Origin of the sequence: Streptococcus australis (assembly GCF_019930045.1) — a bacterium.
Classification (GTDB): Bacteria; Bacillota; Bacilli; order Lactobacillales; family Streptococcaceae; genus Streptococcus; species Streptococcus australis_D.
In genome coordinates this window covers 1-14,560 of the sequence record NZ_JAHZQQ010000019.1, presented here as the reverse complement: position 1 = coordinate 14,560, position 14,560 = coordinate 1, and the positions used below count along the sequence as shown (strand labels likewise).

Annotated in this window: 13 protein-coding genes; 12 read left to right on the top strand and 1 reads right to left on the bottom strand. The window is 42.6% G+C overall.

Annotation, left to right across the window (positions count from 1 at the left end):
• Window positions 1–6 precede the first annotated feature (6 nt).
• The 4 genes from K1J10_RS05200 to K1J10_RS05185 all read left to right on the top strand — a co-directional run bounded on the left by K1J10_RS05200 (window position 7) and on the right by K1J10_RS05185 (window position 4,739).
• Window positions 7–1,062: a BMP family lipoprotein gene (locus K1J10_RS05200; protein WP_006596011.1), complete on the top strand. Its 1,056-nt coding sequence runs from the start codon at window positions 7–9 to the stop codon at window positions 1,060–1,062.
• Between the two features lie 137 nt (window positions 1,063–1,199).
• A complete protein-coding gene (locus K1J10_RS05195) occupies window positions 1,200–2,732 on the top strand; it encodes an ABC transporter ATP-binding protein (RefSeq protein WP_223356100.1) in 1,533 nt (510 codons plus the stop codon).
• Complete coding sequence (locus K1J10_RS05190) at window positions 2,725–3,780, top strand: ABC transporter permease (protein ID WP_048687948.1); 1,056 nt, start codon at window positions 2,725–2,727, stop codon at window positions 3,778–3,780. Before K1J10_RS05195 ends, K1J10_RS05190 begins: the two co-directional genes overlap by 8 nt.
• Window positions 3,781–3,782: 2 nt before the next feature.
• The gene (locus K1J10_RS05185; protein ID WP_048687951.1) at window positions 3,783–4,739 is read left to right on the top strand and encodes an ABC transporter permease; all 957 of its coding nucleotides are present in this window, start codon (window positions 3,783–3,785) and stop codon (window positions 4,737–4,739) included.
• 58 nt (window positions 4,740–4,797) lie between these two features.
• Here the strand turns inward: K1J10_RS05185 and K1J10_RS05180 are convergent, their stop codons facing one another.
• On the bottom strand, window positions 4,798–5,688 hold the full coding sequence (locus K1J10_RS05180) for a polysaccharide deacetylase family protein (protein ID WP_223356099.1): 891 nt from the start codon (window positions 5,686–5,688) through the stop codon (window positions 4,798–4,800).
• Window positions 5,689–5,936: 248 nt separating this feature from the next.
• Between K1J10_RS05180 and K1J10_RS05175 the strand changes: the two genes are divergently transcribed.
• From K1J10_RS05175 to K1J10_RS05140, 8 genes are all read left to right on the top strand, one after another.
• Window positions 5,937–7,223, top strand: coding sequence for a homoserine dehydrogenase (locus K1J10_RS05175; RefSeq protein ID WP_223356098.1), 1,287 nt, complete (start codon window positions 5,937–5,939; stop codon window positions 7,221–7,223).
• A 1-nt stretch (window position 7,224) separates the two neighbouring features.
• Window positions 7,225–8,100, top strand: coding sequence for a homoserine kinase (gene thrB, locus K1J10_RS05170; RefSeq protein ID WP_223356097.1), 876 nt, complete (start codon window positions 7,225–7,227; stop codon window positions 8,098–8,100).
• 158 nt (window positions 8,101–8,258) lie between these two features.
• Entirely contained in the window at window positions 8,259–9,185 is a 927-nt protein-coding gene (locus tag K1J10_RS05165; RefSeq protein WP_223356096.1) for a hypothetical protein, read from the top strand.
• A 134-nt stretch (window positions 9,186–9,319) separates the two neighbouring features.
• A complete protein-coding gene (gene murB / locus K1J10_RS05160; RefSeq protein WP_223356095.1) occupies window positions 9,320–10,222 on the top strand; it encodes a UDP-N-acetylmuramate dehydrogenase in 903 nt (300 codons plus the stop codon).
• A gap of 205 nt (window positions 10,223–10,427) precedes the next feature.
• Window positions 10,428–11,585: an ABC transporter ATP-binding protein gene (locus K1J10_RS05155; protein WP_223356094.1), complete on the top strand. Its 1,158-nt coding sequence runs from the start codon at window positions 10,428–10,430 to the stop codon at window positions 11,583–11,585.
• On the top strand, window positions 11,566–12,372 hold the full coding sequence (locus tag K1J10_RS05150; protein WP_048687974.1) for an ABC transporter permease: 807 nt from the start codon (window positions 11,566–11,568) through the stop codon (window positions 12,370–12,372). Before K1J10_RS05155 ends, K1J10_RS05150 begins: the two co-directional genes overlap by 20 nt.
• Complete coding sequence (locus K1J10_RS05145) at window positions 12,369–13,142, top strand: ABC transporter permease (protein WP_048716861.1); 774 nt, start codon at window positions 12,369–12,371, stop codon at window positions 13,140–13,142. The genes K1J10_RS05150 and K1J10_RS05145 overlap by 4 nt, the downstream gene beginning before the upstream one ends.
• A complete protein-coding gene (locus tag K1J10_RS05140) occupies window positions 13,139–14,209 on the top strand; it encodes an ABC transporter substrate-binding protein (protein ID WP_223356093.1) in 1,071 nt (356 codons plus the stop codon). Before K1J10_RS05145 ends, K1J10_RS05140 begins: the two co-directional genes overlap by 4 nt.
• The last annotated feature ends 351 nt before the right edge of the window (window positions 14,210–14,560 follow it).

The following is a 14,560-nucleotide window of genomic DNA, read 5'->3' as shown; positions in this document are numbered from 1 at the left end:
TCAGAAATGAACAAGAAACAATGGTTAGGCCTAGGTCTAGTAACTGTCGCTGCAATCGGACTTGCTGCATGTGGAAATCGTGCGTCTCGCAAAGATTCTTCAGATGCAAAAACTGATTTAAAGGCTGCTATCGTTACTGACACAGGTGGTGTTGATGATAAATCATTCAACCAATCTGCATGGGAAGGTCTACAAGCTTGGGGTAAAGAAAACGGTCTTTCTAAAGATAACGGATTCACTTATTTCCAATCTACAAGTGAAGCAGATTTTGCAAATAACTTTAGCCAAGCTGCTACAAACGGCTACAAATTAGTTTACGGTGTTGGATACAAACTTGCTCCAGCTGTTACAGCTGCTGCAGATGAAAATGCTGATATCAACTACGTTATCATTGACTCTGTTGTAGGCGACAAAAAGAACGTAGCATCTGCTGTTTTTGCGGATAATGAAGCTGCTTACCTTGCAGGGGTTGCTGCTGCCAAAACAACTAAGACTAACAAAGTTGGTTTCATCGGTGGAGCACGTGGTGAAGTTATCACTCGTTTTGAAAAAGGATTTGAAGCAGGCGTGAAGTCTGTAAACAAAGACATTTCAGTAGATGTACAATATGCTGAAGACTTCAACAACCCTGAAAAAGGTAGAACTATTGCAGCGACACAATACGCTGCAGGTGCAGACGTTATTTACCAAGCTGCTGGTGGTACAGGAGCTGGTGTCTTCAAGGAAGCAAAAGACTTGAACGAGAAGAAAAACGAAGACGAAAAAGTTTGGGTTCTTGGTGTAGACCGTGACCAAGTTGATGAAGGTAAATACACTTCAAAAGATGGTAAAGAATCTAACTTCGTATTGGCTTCTACTTTGAAACAAGTTGGTAAAACTGTTCAAGAAATCGCAACTCAAACTGCTGACGGTAAATTCCCAGGTGGAAAAGTAATTACATTTGGTTTGAAAGATGGTGGTGTTGATTTGACAACTTCTAATCTTTCTGAAGATGCTAAAAAAGCAGTAGAAGATGCTAAAAAACAAATTATTGATGGTAGTGTAAAAGCACCTGAGAAATAAAACCTTCCAGAAGCGATCCATCCTTCTTGGGTCGCTTTTTTATGAGGTGTTGAGACATTTTGTCTCAATAGAACTTACTAACTCGTTTAGCAGGTCCTACTGAAATAAAATATAGTTTTCTAGAAAGGAATATTCGAATGGCACACGAAAACGTCATTGAGATGCGTGAAATTACCAAAATCTTTGGTGAATTTGTCGCAAACGACAAAATCAACCTCGAATTGCGTAAAGGTGAAATTCATGCACTTCTTGGTGAAAATGGAGCTGGGAAATCAACCCTGATGAATATGTTGGCTGGTCTTTTGGAGCCAACGAGTGGAGAAATTGTGGTCAATGGGAAATCTGAAAAACTAGATTCTCCTTCAAAGGCTGCTTCTCTAGGGATCGGGATGGTTCACCAGCACTTCATGTTGGTAGAGGCTTTCACTGTTGCAGAAAATATCATTCTTGGTAGCGAAGTAACGAACAAGGGTGTATTAGATTTGAAAAAAGCTAATGCAGATATTCTAGAGTTGTCAGAACGCTACGGCTTGGCTGTGGATCCTACCGCAAAAGTTGAAGATATTTCTGTCGGTGCTCAACAACGTGTAGAAATCTTGAAGACACTCTATCGCGGAGCTGATATTCTGATTTTCGACGAGCCTACTGCAGTGTTAACTCCTGCTGAAATTTTGGAGTTGATGGAAATCATGAAAACCCTTGTTAAAGAAGGGAAATCTATCATCCTTATCACTCACAAACTGGATGAAATTCGTGCCGTTGCGGATCGTGTCACAGTTATTCGTCGTGGGAAATCCATTCAAACCGTTGGTATCGAAGGTGCTACCAATAAAGACTTGGCGGAAATGATGGTTGGACGCTCAGTTTCCTTCGTAACAGAAAAGGAAGAAGCGCAACCTAAAGAAGTGGTTCTGCAAATTTCTGACTTGGTCGTGAATGAAAACCGTGGTGTCCCTGCGGTTAAAGAACTATCTCTTGATGTTCGTGCAGGCGAAATTGTCGGAATTGCAGGGATTGACGGAAATGGTCAGAGTGAATTGATCCAGGCTATTACCGGACTTCGCAAAGTCAAATCAGGCAGTATCAAAATTAAGGGACAAGAGGTTGTTGGCCTTTCCCCACGTAAGATTACTGAAATGAATGTCAGCCACGTGCCTGAAGATCGTCATCGCGATGGTCTTGTGCTCGAAATGATGCTTTCTGAAAACATCGCACTTCAAACTTACTACAAAGAACCACTTAGCAAGAATGGTGTGTTGAATTACAATCAAATTAATTCCTATGCCCGCAAGTTGATGGAAGAATTTGATGTTCGTGCAGCCAACGAAATTGTTCCAGCAAGTGCTCTATCAGGAGGAAATCAACAAAAAGCCATCATTGCTCGTGAAGTTGATCGGAATCCAGATTTGTTAATCGTTAGCCAACCGACACGTGGATTGGACGTTGGTGCGATTGAGTACATCCATAAACGTTTGATTGGTGAACGTGATAAAGGAAAAGCCGTTCTCGTTGTCAGCTTCGAATTAGATGAAATTCTAAATCTATCAGACCGGATTGCTGTTATTCATGATGGAAAAATCCAAGGTATTGTGAAGCCGTCTGAGACCAACAAGCAAGTGCTTGGTATTCTAATGGCTGGTGGAGAAATCAAGGAGGCTTCAAATGAATAAAAATACAAGACAAATCGCTATTCCTTTTATTTCTGTAATCCTAGGAATCATCCTCGGAGCCATTATCATGTGGATCTTTGGTTATGATGCTCTTTGGGGTTATGAAGAACTCTTCAAGACAGCTTTTGGTTCCATTAAAAATGTGGGTGAAATTTTCCGTACTATGGGGCCGCTGATTTTGATCGCTCTCGGATTTGCGGTAGCCAGTCGAGCTGGATTTTTCAATGTCGGCTTACCAGGACAAGCCTTAGCTGGTTGGATTGCGGCAGTATGGTTTGCTTTGTCCTTCCCAGATATTCCGCGTATCCTAATGATTCCTTTGACGGTCCTTGTGGCTGCAATTGCCGGTGGTCTCATTGGTTTAATTCCAGGACTTCTGCGAGCATTTTTGGGGACGAGTGAAGTCATCGTTACTATTATGATGAACTACATCGTACTGTTTGCTGGAAATGAAATTATCCGGAACTTCCCTAAAAAGTTCATGGTCGATTCTGAATCCAGTATTACAGTTGGGGCAAATGCAAGTTATCGTTTAGGCTTTCTGACGGAATTGACTAAGTCACGGATGAATATCGGTATCTTTATCGCCTTGATTGCTGTTGCAGTTATTTGGTTCATTATTAAGAAAACAACACTTGGTTTTGAAATCCGTTCCGTTGGTCTCAACCCGAATGCTTCAGACTATGCAGGGATGTCAGCTAAACGTACCATCATCCTTTCCATGGTGATTTCAGGTGCCCTTTGTGGGATTGGAGGAGCTGTAGAAGGGATTGGGACCTTCCAGAACGTTTATGTTCAAGCTGGTTCTTTGGCTGTTGGATTTAATGGGATGGCAGTGGCTCTCCTTGCTAGCAATTCCCCTATTGGGATTGTCTTTGCTGCTTTCTTGCTTGGAACCTTGCAAACAGGTGCGCCAGGTATGACCACAGCGACTATTCCACCAGAACTTGTCAATATTGTGACAGCTTCAATCATCTTCTTTGTAAGTGCTCACTACATTATTGAAAAATACATCAAGCCTAAAAAACAAATGAAAGGAGTAGAGTAAGGATGAATATTGTTGCTATACTAACGATTCTTGTATCGAATATGCTGGTCTATGCTGCTCCCCTCATTTTCACTAGTATCGGAGGTGCCTACTCCGAACATGCTGGTGTCGTTAATGTCGGTTTGGAAGGGATCATGGTTATGGGAGCTTTCACAGGAGTCGTGTTTAACTTGACTTTTGCTGGCTCTCTTGGAGGCATGACAATCTGGTTATCTCTCCTTGCAGGTGGTTTGGTTGGTCTTATTTTCTCTGCCATCCATGCGGTAGCGACTATTAACTTCCGTGCTGACCACGTGGTGAGTGGTACGGTATTGAACTTGTTGGCTCCTGCCCTAGCTGTCTTTTTGGTAAAAGCCATTTACGGAAAAGGCCAAACCAACAACATTGATTTGTCATTTGGTAAATTTGATTTTCCTTTCTTGTCTGATATTCCTGTCATTGGTGATATCTTCTTCAAGAATACAAGCTTAATGGGATATGTAGCGATTGCATTTTCATTTGTAGCATGGTTTATCATGTTTAAAACAAAATTCGGTCTTCGCCTTCGCTCAGTTGGTGAACACCCACAAGCTGCGGATACCCTCGGTATCAATGTTTATCTCATGCGTTACTATGGTGTGCTCATCTCTGGATTCTTAGGAGGGGTTGGGGGTGCCTTGTATGCACAATCTGCTTCTGTCAATTTCTCTGCCACTACCATTGTGGGACCAGGATTTATCGCCCTAGCGGCCATGATCTTTGGTAAATGGAGCCCAATCGGTGCCATGCTATCCAGTCTATTCTTTGGACTTTCACAAGCCTTGGCAGTTGTATCTACGCAGATTCCTTTCCTTGCCCATATTCCAGGAGTTTACCTCCGTATTGCCCCGTATGTATTGACCATCATTGTCTTAGCAGCCTTCTTTGGTAAGTCGGTTGCACCGAAAGCAGATGGTGTGAACTACATCAAATCGAAATAAAAGCCTCCATTATGGAGAAAGAAAGCACGAGTCATTCGGACTCGTGCTTTTTGTATGTTTATGGATTGGTTTGCATTTCTGCAAGTAGGTTTTTTGCTGTCGTAGTCGGTAAGATTCGCAGGCGATTTAGTGAGTAAAGGCCATCATCTAGACTGGCTAGTCCATTATTGGTCGTTAAGCCCATTTTGTAGCCATTTTTTTCTGCTAGTTCCATGGTGACATCAGAGTAGCGACCGGCAGGGTAGACAATGGTGGTAGTGGTTTGATGCAGTTTCTTATCTAGTACTTGTTTGGAATTTGCGAGTTCAGATTCCTGACGAGAGCTATCTGATTGAGCCAAGTCTGGGTGAGATACCGTATGACTTTCAAAGGTCATACCTTGCGCTTTCATTTCTTTGATTTGATCGAAGGTTAAAACACTGGGTCTTTCCTCGTCAGAAAAGGAAGTAATGATATTGTTGGTTGCGGTCATTTGGTATTTTTTTAAGAGTGGATAGACTATGGTATAAAAGTCAGCAATTCCATCATCAAACGTTAACCAAACGACTTTTCTCCCTTCAGGCAGTTCATTTTTAGTGAGTGCCCGATAGGCTTCCTCAGGCGTCAAGGTATAGTAGCCGGCTTCTTTAAGAGCTTTGAGATGACTCTCAAAGGTTTCTGGTGCCACAATGAGATTAGCATTGGCTTCTTCAGAAGGAGCCATCGTGTGAACAGCGTGGTACATGAGAATTGGAATTTTTACAGGTTGATCTTGTTTTACCCATTTAGTAGTGGAGCCTGTCTGTTTCGCAGTCTGGCTTGTTTCTGCTTCTTGTTTGTTTACACCTGGAGTTGTTACAACTCGTATCAATAGGAAGATACCTAAAATGAAGATGCAGGATAGGAGAAAAGCATTTAAAATTAGTAGCAATCGTATTTTCTTTGGGACATGTCTTTTTCGGTGATTCATAGTGACCCCTTTCTAATTCATTATCATTATATCATAGGGGCAGGAAATCTCTTTAAGACAAAGTTACAAATAGAGTAAAATTACGGGGAATATCCTTGACTTTTGAAGGAATGATTTGGGAGTTGCGTTGATGTGGAGGTTTTAATCCGGAAAAGAAGTGTTCTTCTAAAGGAAGAGAACCATAGAACTAGTCAGAAGGGGTTTGTTTTTGATATAATAGACTATATTAGATTTTTAAGGAGACCAACATGTCTGTAAAAATTGCCTTACTAGGATTTGGTACTGTTGCCAGTGGCGTACCATTTTTATTAAAAGAAAACCATGAGAAGATCAGCCAAGCTGCTCAGTCTGAAATTGAAGTAGCTAAAGTTCTTGTCAAGGATGAAGAAGAGAAAGCCTGCTTATTAGCTGCAGGGAATGACTTTAACTTTGTAACAAATGTTGATGAGATCATTGAAGACAAAGACATTGCCATCGTTGTTGAATTGATGGGTCGAATTGAGCCAGCTAAGACCTTTATTACCCGTGCTCTTCAAGCTGGAAAACATGTCGTAACAGCTAATAAAGATTTGCTTGCTGTTCATGGAGCTGAGTTGATTGCGATTGCCAAAGAGCATGGCGTTGCCCTCTATTATGAAGCAGCAGTAGCTGGAGGGATTCCAATTCTTCGGACCTTGGTAAACTCTCTCGCTGCAGATAAAGTGACTCGCGTCCTGGGTGTAGTCAATGGAACCTCCAACTTTATGATGACCAAGATGGTCGAAGAGGGCTGGTCTTATGAAGATGCTTTAGCTAAGGCTCAAGAGTTGGGCTATGCGGAAAGTGACCCAACCAATGACGTAGATGGAATTGATGCAGCCTACAAAATGGTGATTTTGAGCCAGTTTGCTTTTGGGATGAACGTTCAGTTTGACCAAGTAGGTCATAAGGGGATCCGCAACATTACTCCTGAGGATGTTGCTGTGGCTCAAAGTTTAGGCTATGTAATCAAATTGGTGGGATCTATCGAAGAAACTCCTTCAGGTCTCTCAGCAGAAGTAACTCCAACCTTCTTACCAAAAGCACACCCACTAGCAGGCGTGAATGGTGTCATGAATGCCGTTTATGTGGAGTCTATCGGAATCGGGGAATCCATGTACTATGGTCCTGGTGCAGGTCAAAAACCAACAGCCACTAGTGTAGTCGCTGACATTATTCGCATTGTTCGTCGCCTCAATGAGGGAACAATTGGAAAAGCCTTTAACGAATACAGCCGTCCTGTGCAATTGGCTAAACCAGAAGATGTGAAGAGTGATTATTACTTCTCTATTCAAACTCCAGATATGAAGGGACAATTGCTCAAGTTGGCACAAATTTTCAACCAAGAAGATGTTTCCTTTAAGCAGGTTCTCCAAGCAGGTGCCAAAGATTCTGTGGCTCGTGTTGTGATTATCACTCACCAATTGAATCAAACACAATTGCACCACATCATTGAGAAAATTGATGCTGAAGCTGACTTTACCTTGTTGAATACCTTTAAAGTATTGGGAGAATAAGATGAGAATTACAGTACCAGCGACCAGTGCCAATGTCGGTCCAGGATTTGATTCTGTTGGGATTGCCGTGACTCGCTATTTGACCATTGATGTGCTAGAAGCGCAAGAAAACTGGTGGATTGAACACGATTTGGGAGAGGAGATTCCAAGTGATGAAGACAATCTCTTGCTTCAAACGGCTCTCCAAGTCGCAGCCGATTTGCCTCCTCAGCGTCTCAAGATGACCAGTGAAGTGCCTTTAGCGCGTGGTTTGGGATCCTCTAGTTCTGTTATCGTAGCGGGGATTGAGTTGGCCAATCAACTGGGCAAGCTAGCTCTAAGTGATGAAGATAAACTAGAAATTGCGACAAAAATCGAAGGGCATCCGGATAACGTAGCCCCAGCTATTTTTGGAAATCTGGTCGTAGCGAGCTATGTGGATCAGCAGACCAATCATTTGGTCCTTCCATTCCCTGAGTGTGCTTTGGTAGCCTTTGTTCCCAATTACGAACTCAAGACCAGTGATAGTCGAAATGTCCTTCCAAGTGAGTGGACTTATAAGGAAGCTGTGGCAGCTAGTTCCATTGCAAACGTGGCCATTGCTGCCCTTGCTAAGGGGGACTTAAGAGTCGCAGGAAAAGCCATCGAAGCGGATCGCTTCCATGAACGCTACCGCCAACAGTTGGTTGCAGAGTTCCCTCAGGTGAAAGACCTTGCTCATCACCATGAAGCTTATGCCACTTACCTTTCTGGTGCAGGTCCAACCATTATGACCTTGCTCCCAGGTGAACATGCAGAAGCCTTTGCCAATGACTTGGAGTCTAAGGCCTTAAATGGTCAGGTCTTCTCATTAAAGATTGACACAACTGGTGTGAAGGTAGAGGCAAGTGAATCCTGATTCAATGAAAAAAATGATTAGATAGGCTAAATTAGTCTATCTAATTTTATTTATCTATGATAAAATAGTTTTATAAATCATTTGTCTATCAAATTATTTTAGGATAATAAACAATTATTCAAAAGATAGATAGAAATGTAAAGGAGATTGTAATTCTAATGAAAGACTTTGAACGTCATCAACTTGCTACGGAACTTGGATTCCAGTTTGATCCTCAAACCTCATCTATTTATGGTGAAAACTCTGGGTATTTCTTCTTAATGAAAGAAACAGATACAAAAAATGTCTTCAGCATTGCTCTTTCTGTTTCTCGTGATGATGCGGAAGAAGCAGCTGCACAATTGCATCAAATGGTGAAAGAATCTTCTGTTCTGAAGAGCATTAGCCTCAACCAATATGTCACAACTTTCACTGTAAAAGCTGGGATGACCAAAGCAAAAACGATTGAAAACATTCACCAAGCCTTAACAGAAATCGTGCAATTTTTACAAACCAATGGTTTCTACACTGTTTGTGGCTACTCTGGTGAAAAAGGACCGGTTGGTCTCTACCAAATCGATGACTCACTTTTCCTGATGAACGAAGATTGCTTCAAAGACCTAAGTACTCAACTAAAGATTGAAACTGATTCATATAATAGTCAGAAAGAAAATGTCCTTATTGGAACAGTCGGTGCCTTTATTGGTGCCATTATTGGAGGAGCCGTAGCACTTTTTATCGCTCGTATGGGCTATGTATCGTATATCGCTGGCTTGGTTCTGGGTGTTTGCGTTGTCAAAGGCTATGAGTTATTAGGAAAGAAATTTAGTAAAAAAGGTGCAGTGATTTCAACCGTACTGATGTTGCTGACCATTGTTTTAGTTCACCAATTTGACAATACTCTACATGTTATGAATGAATATGAATTGAGCTTTGCTGATTCTTTTGATGCGGTAAATGCGACAGTTTTAAATGGGGGTGCTCCACAAGAATATTACATTAACTTCCTCTTGCTGGCTGTATTTACGGGTATTGGAGCATGGGGGGCGATTAGCTCAGCCTTGTCCACTCAACAAACACGTGGCATTGCGCGTAAGATTGGCTAATTTAATAAACCCTTGTTTAAAAAAATTAAAACAGAAGTGGTCTTTTGGCTGTTTCTGTTTTTTTACTTCTTAGTCGAAAAGCGGGCTAGTTTTTGTTATAATGGATAAGATAACGTATAGAAGAGAGTTGTGAGATGGAAATCGTAAAGCAAATCAAAGAGGAGTTGGCTGGCATTGATATTTTGTTCAATGAGCCACTCAAGCAATATACCTATACCAAGGTGGGAGGGGTCGCAGAATATTTAGCTTTCCCTCGCAATCAATATGAATTAAAACGAATTGTCACTTTTGCCAATGCTCATGAGATTCCATGGATGGTTTTGGGGAATTCGTCTAACATTATCGTCCGTGATGGTGGAATTGACGGCTTTGTCATCATGTTTGACCATTTCCGTGATATCAAGGTTAATGGTTACGTCATTGAAGCAGAGGCAGGAGCTAAGCTGATCGATGTGACCCATGTGGCGCGCTATCATAGCTTAACAGGCTTTGAATTTGCTTGTGGGATTCCAGGTAGCATCGGTGGAGCTGTCTATATGAATGCTGGCGCCTATGGTGGTGAGATTGCCCACATTCTCCAATCGTGTAAGGTCTTGACGCCAGAAGGAGAAATTAAAACCTTAACAGCAGAAGAATTAGCCTTTGGCTATCGTCATTCCAGGATCCAAGAGACGGGAGATGTGGTGATTGCCGCTAAGTTTGCCTTAGCACCTGGTAATTATGATCAGATCGATCAAGAAATGGCTCGCCTGACTCATTTGCGTGAGCTTAAGCAACCACTTGAGTATCCGTCTTGTGGTTCGGTCTTTAAACGACCAGTCGGGCACTTTGCGGGTCAATTGATCAGTGAAGCAGGATTGAAAGGGCATCGAATTGGTGGTGTGGAGGTTTCTGAAAAGCATGCCGGCTTTATGATCAATGTCGATCATGGTACTGCCAAAGATTATGAAGACTTAATCACTCATGTCATCGCGACAGTTGAAAAATCAGCTGGTGTGACCTTGGAGCGCGAAGTCCGTATTATTGGGAAAGATTAAGGGTTCAAGATGGAATAAGGGTTACTCTAGGGTAGACCCTTCCTACTTTAGAAGGGGGGTGAGTGCCTATCGATACCGAAAATAGGTGGGGCAGTCTTATAAGTCCCCGAGAGGTGTTGGTGGCCTGACGGGTTCGCTCGTCAGCCTATGAGACTAGTGGTTGGTCTCAGAAGGAAACGCATGAAAAAGAAGGAATTTATGTGAATTGAAAAAACCAATTATTGAGTTTAGAAATGTCTCAAAAGTATTTGAAGACAGCGATACAGTGGTTCTCAAAGATATCAACTTTGAGTTGGAAGAAGGGAAATTCTATACCCTCCTCGGTGCTTCAGGATCTGGTAAATCAACGATTCTGAATATCATTGCCGGTTTGTTAGACGCTTCAACAGGGGATGTCCTCTTGGATGGTGTTCGGATCAATGATGTGCCGACTAACAAACGGGATGTCCATACCGTCTTCCAATCCTATGCCCTTTTCCCACACATGAATGTGTTTGAGAATGTTGCCTTCCCCCTTCGTTTGAAGAAGATAGACAAGGCTGAAATCGAGAAACGAGTGACTGAAGTCCTCAAGATGGTGCAATTGGGAGGCTTTGAGAAACGTTCCATCCAGAAACTTTCTGGTGGACAACGCCAGCGGGTAGCCATTGCACGGGCTATTATCAATGAACCGCGAGTAGTCCTCTTGGATGAGCCCTTGTCTGCCCTTGACTTGAAGTTGCGGACAGACATGCAGTATGAGCTTCGTGAATTGCAACAACGCTTGGGTATTACCTTTGTTTTTGTAACCCATGACCAGGAAGAAGCGCTAGCGATGAGTGACTGGATCTTCGTTATGAACGAAGGAGAAATCGTCCAGTCAGGGACACCAGTTGATATCTACGATGAGCCCATCAACCATTTTGTTGCGACCTTTATCGGTGAATCCAACATCCTTCCAGGAATTATGATCGAAGACTACCTAGTAGAATTCAACGGTAAACGCTTTGAGTCAGTCGATGGAGGGATGAGACCAAACGAACCGGTCGAAGTCGTCATTCGTCCCGAAGACTTGCGAATCACCCTGCCCGAAGAAGGTAAGCTCCAGGTAAAAGTGGATACCCAACTGTTCCGTGGGGTACACTATGAGATCATCGCCTATGATGAATTGGGTAATGAGTGGATGATCCACTCAACCCGTAAGGCTATCGTGGGTGAGGAAATCGGTCTGGACTTTGAGCCAGAAGATATCCACGTCATGCGTCTCAATGAAACGGAAGAAGAGTTTGATGCTCGGATCGAAGAATACGTAGAAGTGGAAGAGCAAGAAGCCGGATTGATCAATGCCATCGAGGAGGAAAGAGATGAAGAAAACAACCTCTAACCTCTTTGTGGTTCCTTACTTTCTCTGGATCCTCCTCTTTGTCTTGGCTCCCGTAGTTTTGATTATTTGGCAATCCTTTGTCAATGTCCAAGGACAAGGTTCCTTAGAGAACTACCAAACCTTTTTTACAGCGCAGAATTGGACCTACCTCAAGATGAGCTTCAACTCCATTCTCTATGCTGGGATCGTTACTTTTGTGACGCTTTTGATTTCTTACCCGACAGCTTATTTTTTGACCCAGCTTAAGCACCGCCAACTCTGGCTCATGCTGATTGTCCTTCCAACCTGGGTCAACCTCTTGCTCAAGGCTTATGCCTTTATCGGGATTTTTGGTCAAGGGGGATCTATTAACCAATTCTTGAGCTTCATCGGAATCGGTCCGCAACAGATCCTTTTTACGGACTTTTCTTTCATCTTTGTTGCTAGTTACATTGAGTTGCCTTTTATGATTCTTCCTATCTTCAATGTATTGGATGATTTGGATCCAAACCTCATCAATGCTAGCTATGACCTAGGAGCTAACAAGTGGGATACCTTCCGTCGAGTTGTCTTCCCACTGTCTATGAACGGGGTTCGCTCCGGTGTCCAATCAGTCTTTATTCCAAGTTTGAGTCTCTTCATGTTGACGCGTTTGATTGGAGGAAACCGGGTCATTACCCTTGGGACTGCCATCGAGCAGCACTTCCTTACGACGCAAAACTGGGGAATGGGATCCACCATTGGGGTGGTCTTGATCCTTGCTATGCTCTTAGTCATGTGGGTAACGAGAGAAAGGAGTGAACGATGAAAAAGATTTCACGTATCTATTTAGGATTGATTTTCTTGCTCCTTTATCTCCCAATCTTTTACTTAATTGCCTATGCCTTTAATGCTGGCGGGGATATGAATGCTTTTACAGGCTTTACCTTGGAGCATTTCCAAAGTCTCTTTGAGGATACGCGTCTCATGTTGATCCTCTCACAGACCTTCCTCTTGGCCTTCTTGTCAGCCTTGATTGCGACCATTATTGGGACCTTTGGGGCAATCTACATTTACCAGTCTAAGAAGAAGTTTGAAGGACCATTTTTGTCCGTCAATAATATCCTTATGGTGGCACCTGACGTTATGATTGGGGCTAGCTTCCTGATCCTCTTTACGACCATCAAGTTCCAGCTGGGCTTTGCTTCTGTCTTGATGAGTCACGTGGCCTTTTCTATTCCAATCGTGGTCTTGATGGTCTTGCCGCGCTTGAAGGAAATGAACCGTGATATGGTCAATGCGGCCTATGACCTAGGAGCTACTCAGGTACAGATGTTGAAGGAAATCATGCTTCCTTATTTGACACCTGCCATCATTGCTGGTTACTTTATGGCCTTTACCTATTCCTTGGATGACTTTGCGGTGACCTTCTTTGTTACAGGAAATGGGTTTACGACCTTGTCTGTTGAGATCTACTCACGGGCTCGCCAAGGGATTTCATTGAATATCAATGCCCTTTCTGCCCTGGTCTTCCTCTTCAGTATCTTACTGGTGGTCGGCTATTACTTCATCACTAGAGAGAAGGAGGAGACAGTATGAAAAAACTCTATTCATTCTTGCTAGGGATTGTCGTGGTTATCCTCGTGTTAGCGGGACTAAGTGCCCGTCTTGAAGCCAAAACCAATCCAAAAGACAGTGACAAGCTAGTCATCTACAACTGGGGAGACTATATCGATCCAGAATTGCTCAAGGAATTTACCAAGGAGACAGGCATTCAAGTCCAATACAATACCTTTGATTCCAATGAAGCCATGTACACCAAGATCAAGCAAGGGGGGACGGCTTACGATATAGCGATTCCAAGTGAATACATGATCGCCAAGATGATGGACGAAAACTTGCTTGAAAAATTAGATAAGTCTAAACTGAAAGGCTTAGACAATATCGACCCACGCTTCTTGAACCTGGATTTTGATCCGGACAATCAGTACTCAGTTCCTTACTTCTGGGGGACCCTTGGTATCATATACAACACCAAGATGGTCGACAAAGCTCCAGAACACTGGGCTGATCTATGGAGACCAGAGTACAAGAATGACATTATGATGTACGATGGGGCGCGTGAGGTAATGGGGATTGGACTCAATAGCTTAGGCTACAGCCTCAACTCCAAGGATCCTCAGCAATTACAAGAGTCTGTCGATAAGCTTTATACCTTGATGCCCAATATCAAGGCCCTTGTAGCCGATGAAATGAAAGGCTACATGATCCAGAACAATGCGGCTATTGGGGTGACCTTCTCCGGTGAAGCCAGTCAAATGCTAGAGGCCAATGAGGACCTCCGCTATGTCGTCCCATCAGAAGCTAGCAACCTTTGGTTTGACAACATTGTCATTCCAAAAACCGTGAAGAATAAAGAAGCAGCTTATGCCTTTATCAACTTCATGCTTCGCCCAGAAAATGCATATAAGAATGCTCTCTATGTCGGTTATTCCACGCCGAACAAAGAAGCTAAGAAGATGCTACCAGAAGAGGTCCAAGAGGACCAGGCCTTCTACCCAAGTGATGACACACTAAAGAACTTAGAAGTCTATGAACAACTTGGTAAGAAGTGGTTGGGCGTCTATAACGATCTCTACCTACAAGTGAAGATGTATCGGAAATAGGAGAGGATATCTATAAAAGTTAAAGCAAGTTTCTACCGGTTAATAGTCGGTTCGAAACTTGCTTTTTTGTGTGAAAAGAAGAATTGAAAACGAAAATACCTTTCTCATAGGTTCTTTCAATTATCTCAACTTTCAGAAAGATTATATTTTTATGATGCCTTTTTATTTGATTTGACTATAAAGTGTAGAGAGACTACAATGAAGTCGTAAACGCTATCATTTTATTTGAAGGTCTTCCTTCTTTCAAACTATAGAAACTTAAAGGAGTTTTATTATGAGATAAATTGCAAGAATAAGTGCAACATTTACTTGAACTCATCCTCTAGAGCTTCACAAGCAGTTCTGTAAGCT

Bases quoted from the DNA above. Each gene is read 5' to 3' on its own strand.
- K1J10_RS05200 (WP_006596011.1), top strand. From the start codon at position 7: ATGAACAAGAAACAATGGTTAGGCCTAGGTCTAGTAACTGTCGCTGCA.
- K1J10_RS05195 (WP_223356100.1), top strand. From the start codon at position 1,200: ATGGCACACGAAAACGTCATTGAGATGCGTGAAATTACCAAAATCTTT.
- K1J10_RS05190 (WP_048687948.1), top strand. From the start codon at position 2,725: ATGAATAAAAATACAAGACAAATCGCTATTCCTTTTATTTCTGTAATC.
- K1J10_RS05185 (WP_048687951.1), top strand. From the start codon at position 3,783: ATGAATATTGTTGCTATACTAACGATTCTTGTATCGAATATGCTGGTC.
- K1J10_RS05180 (WP_223356099.1), bottom strand. From the start codon at position 5,688: ATGAATCACCGAAAAAGACATGTCCCAAAGAAAATACGATTGCTACTA.
- K1J10_RS05175 (WP_223356098.1), top strand. From the start codon at position 5,937: ATGTCTGTAAAAATTGCCTTACTAGGATTTGGTACTGTTGCCAGTGGC.
- thrB (WP_223356097.1), top strand. From the start codon at position 7,225: ATGAGAATTACAGTACCAGCGACCAGTGCCAATGTCGGTCCAGGATTT.
- K1J10_RS05165 (WP_223356096.1), top strand. From the start codon at position 8,259: ATGAAAGACTTTGAACGTCATCAACTTGCTACGGAACTTGGATTCCAG.
- murB (WP_223356095.1), top strand. From the start codon at position 9,320: ATGGAAATCGTAAAGCAAATCAAAGAGGAGTTGGCTGGCATTGATATT.
- K1J10_RS05150 (WP_048687974.1), top strand. From the start codon at position 11,566: ATGAAGAAAACAACCTCTAACCTCTTTGTGGTTCCTTACTTTCTCTGG.
- K1J10_RS05145 (WP_048716861.1), top strand. From the start codon at position 12,369: ATGAAAAAGATTTCACGTATCTATTTAGGATTGATTTTCTTGCTCCTT.
- K1J10_RS05140 (WP_223356093.1), top strand. From the start codon at position 13,139: ATGAAAAAACTCTATTCATTCTTGCTAGGGATTGTCGTGGTTATCCTC.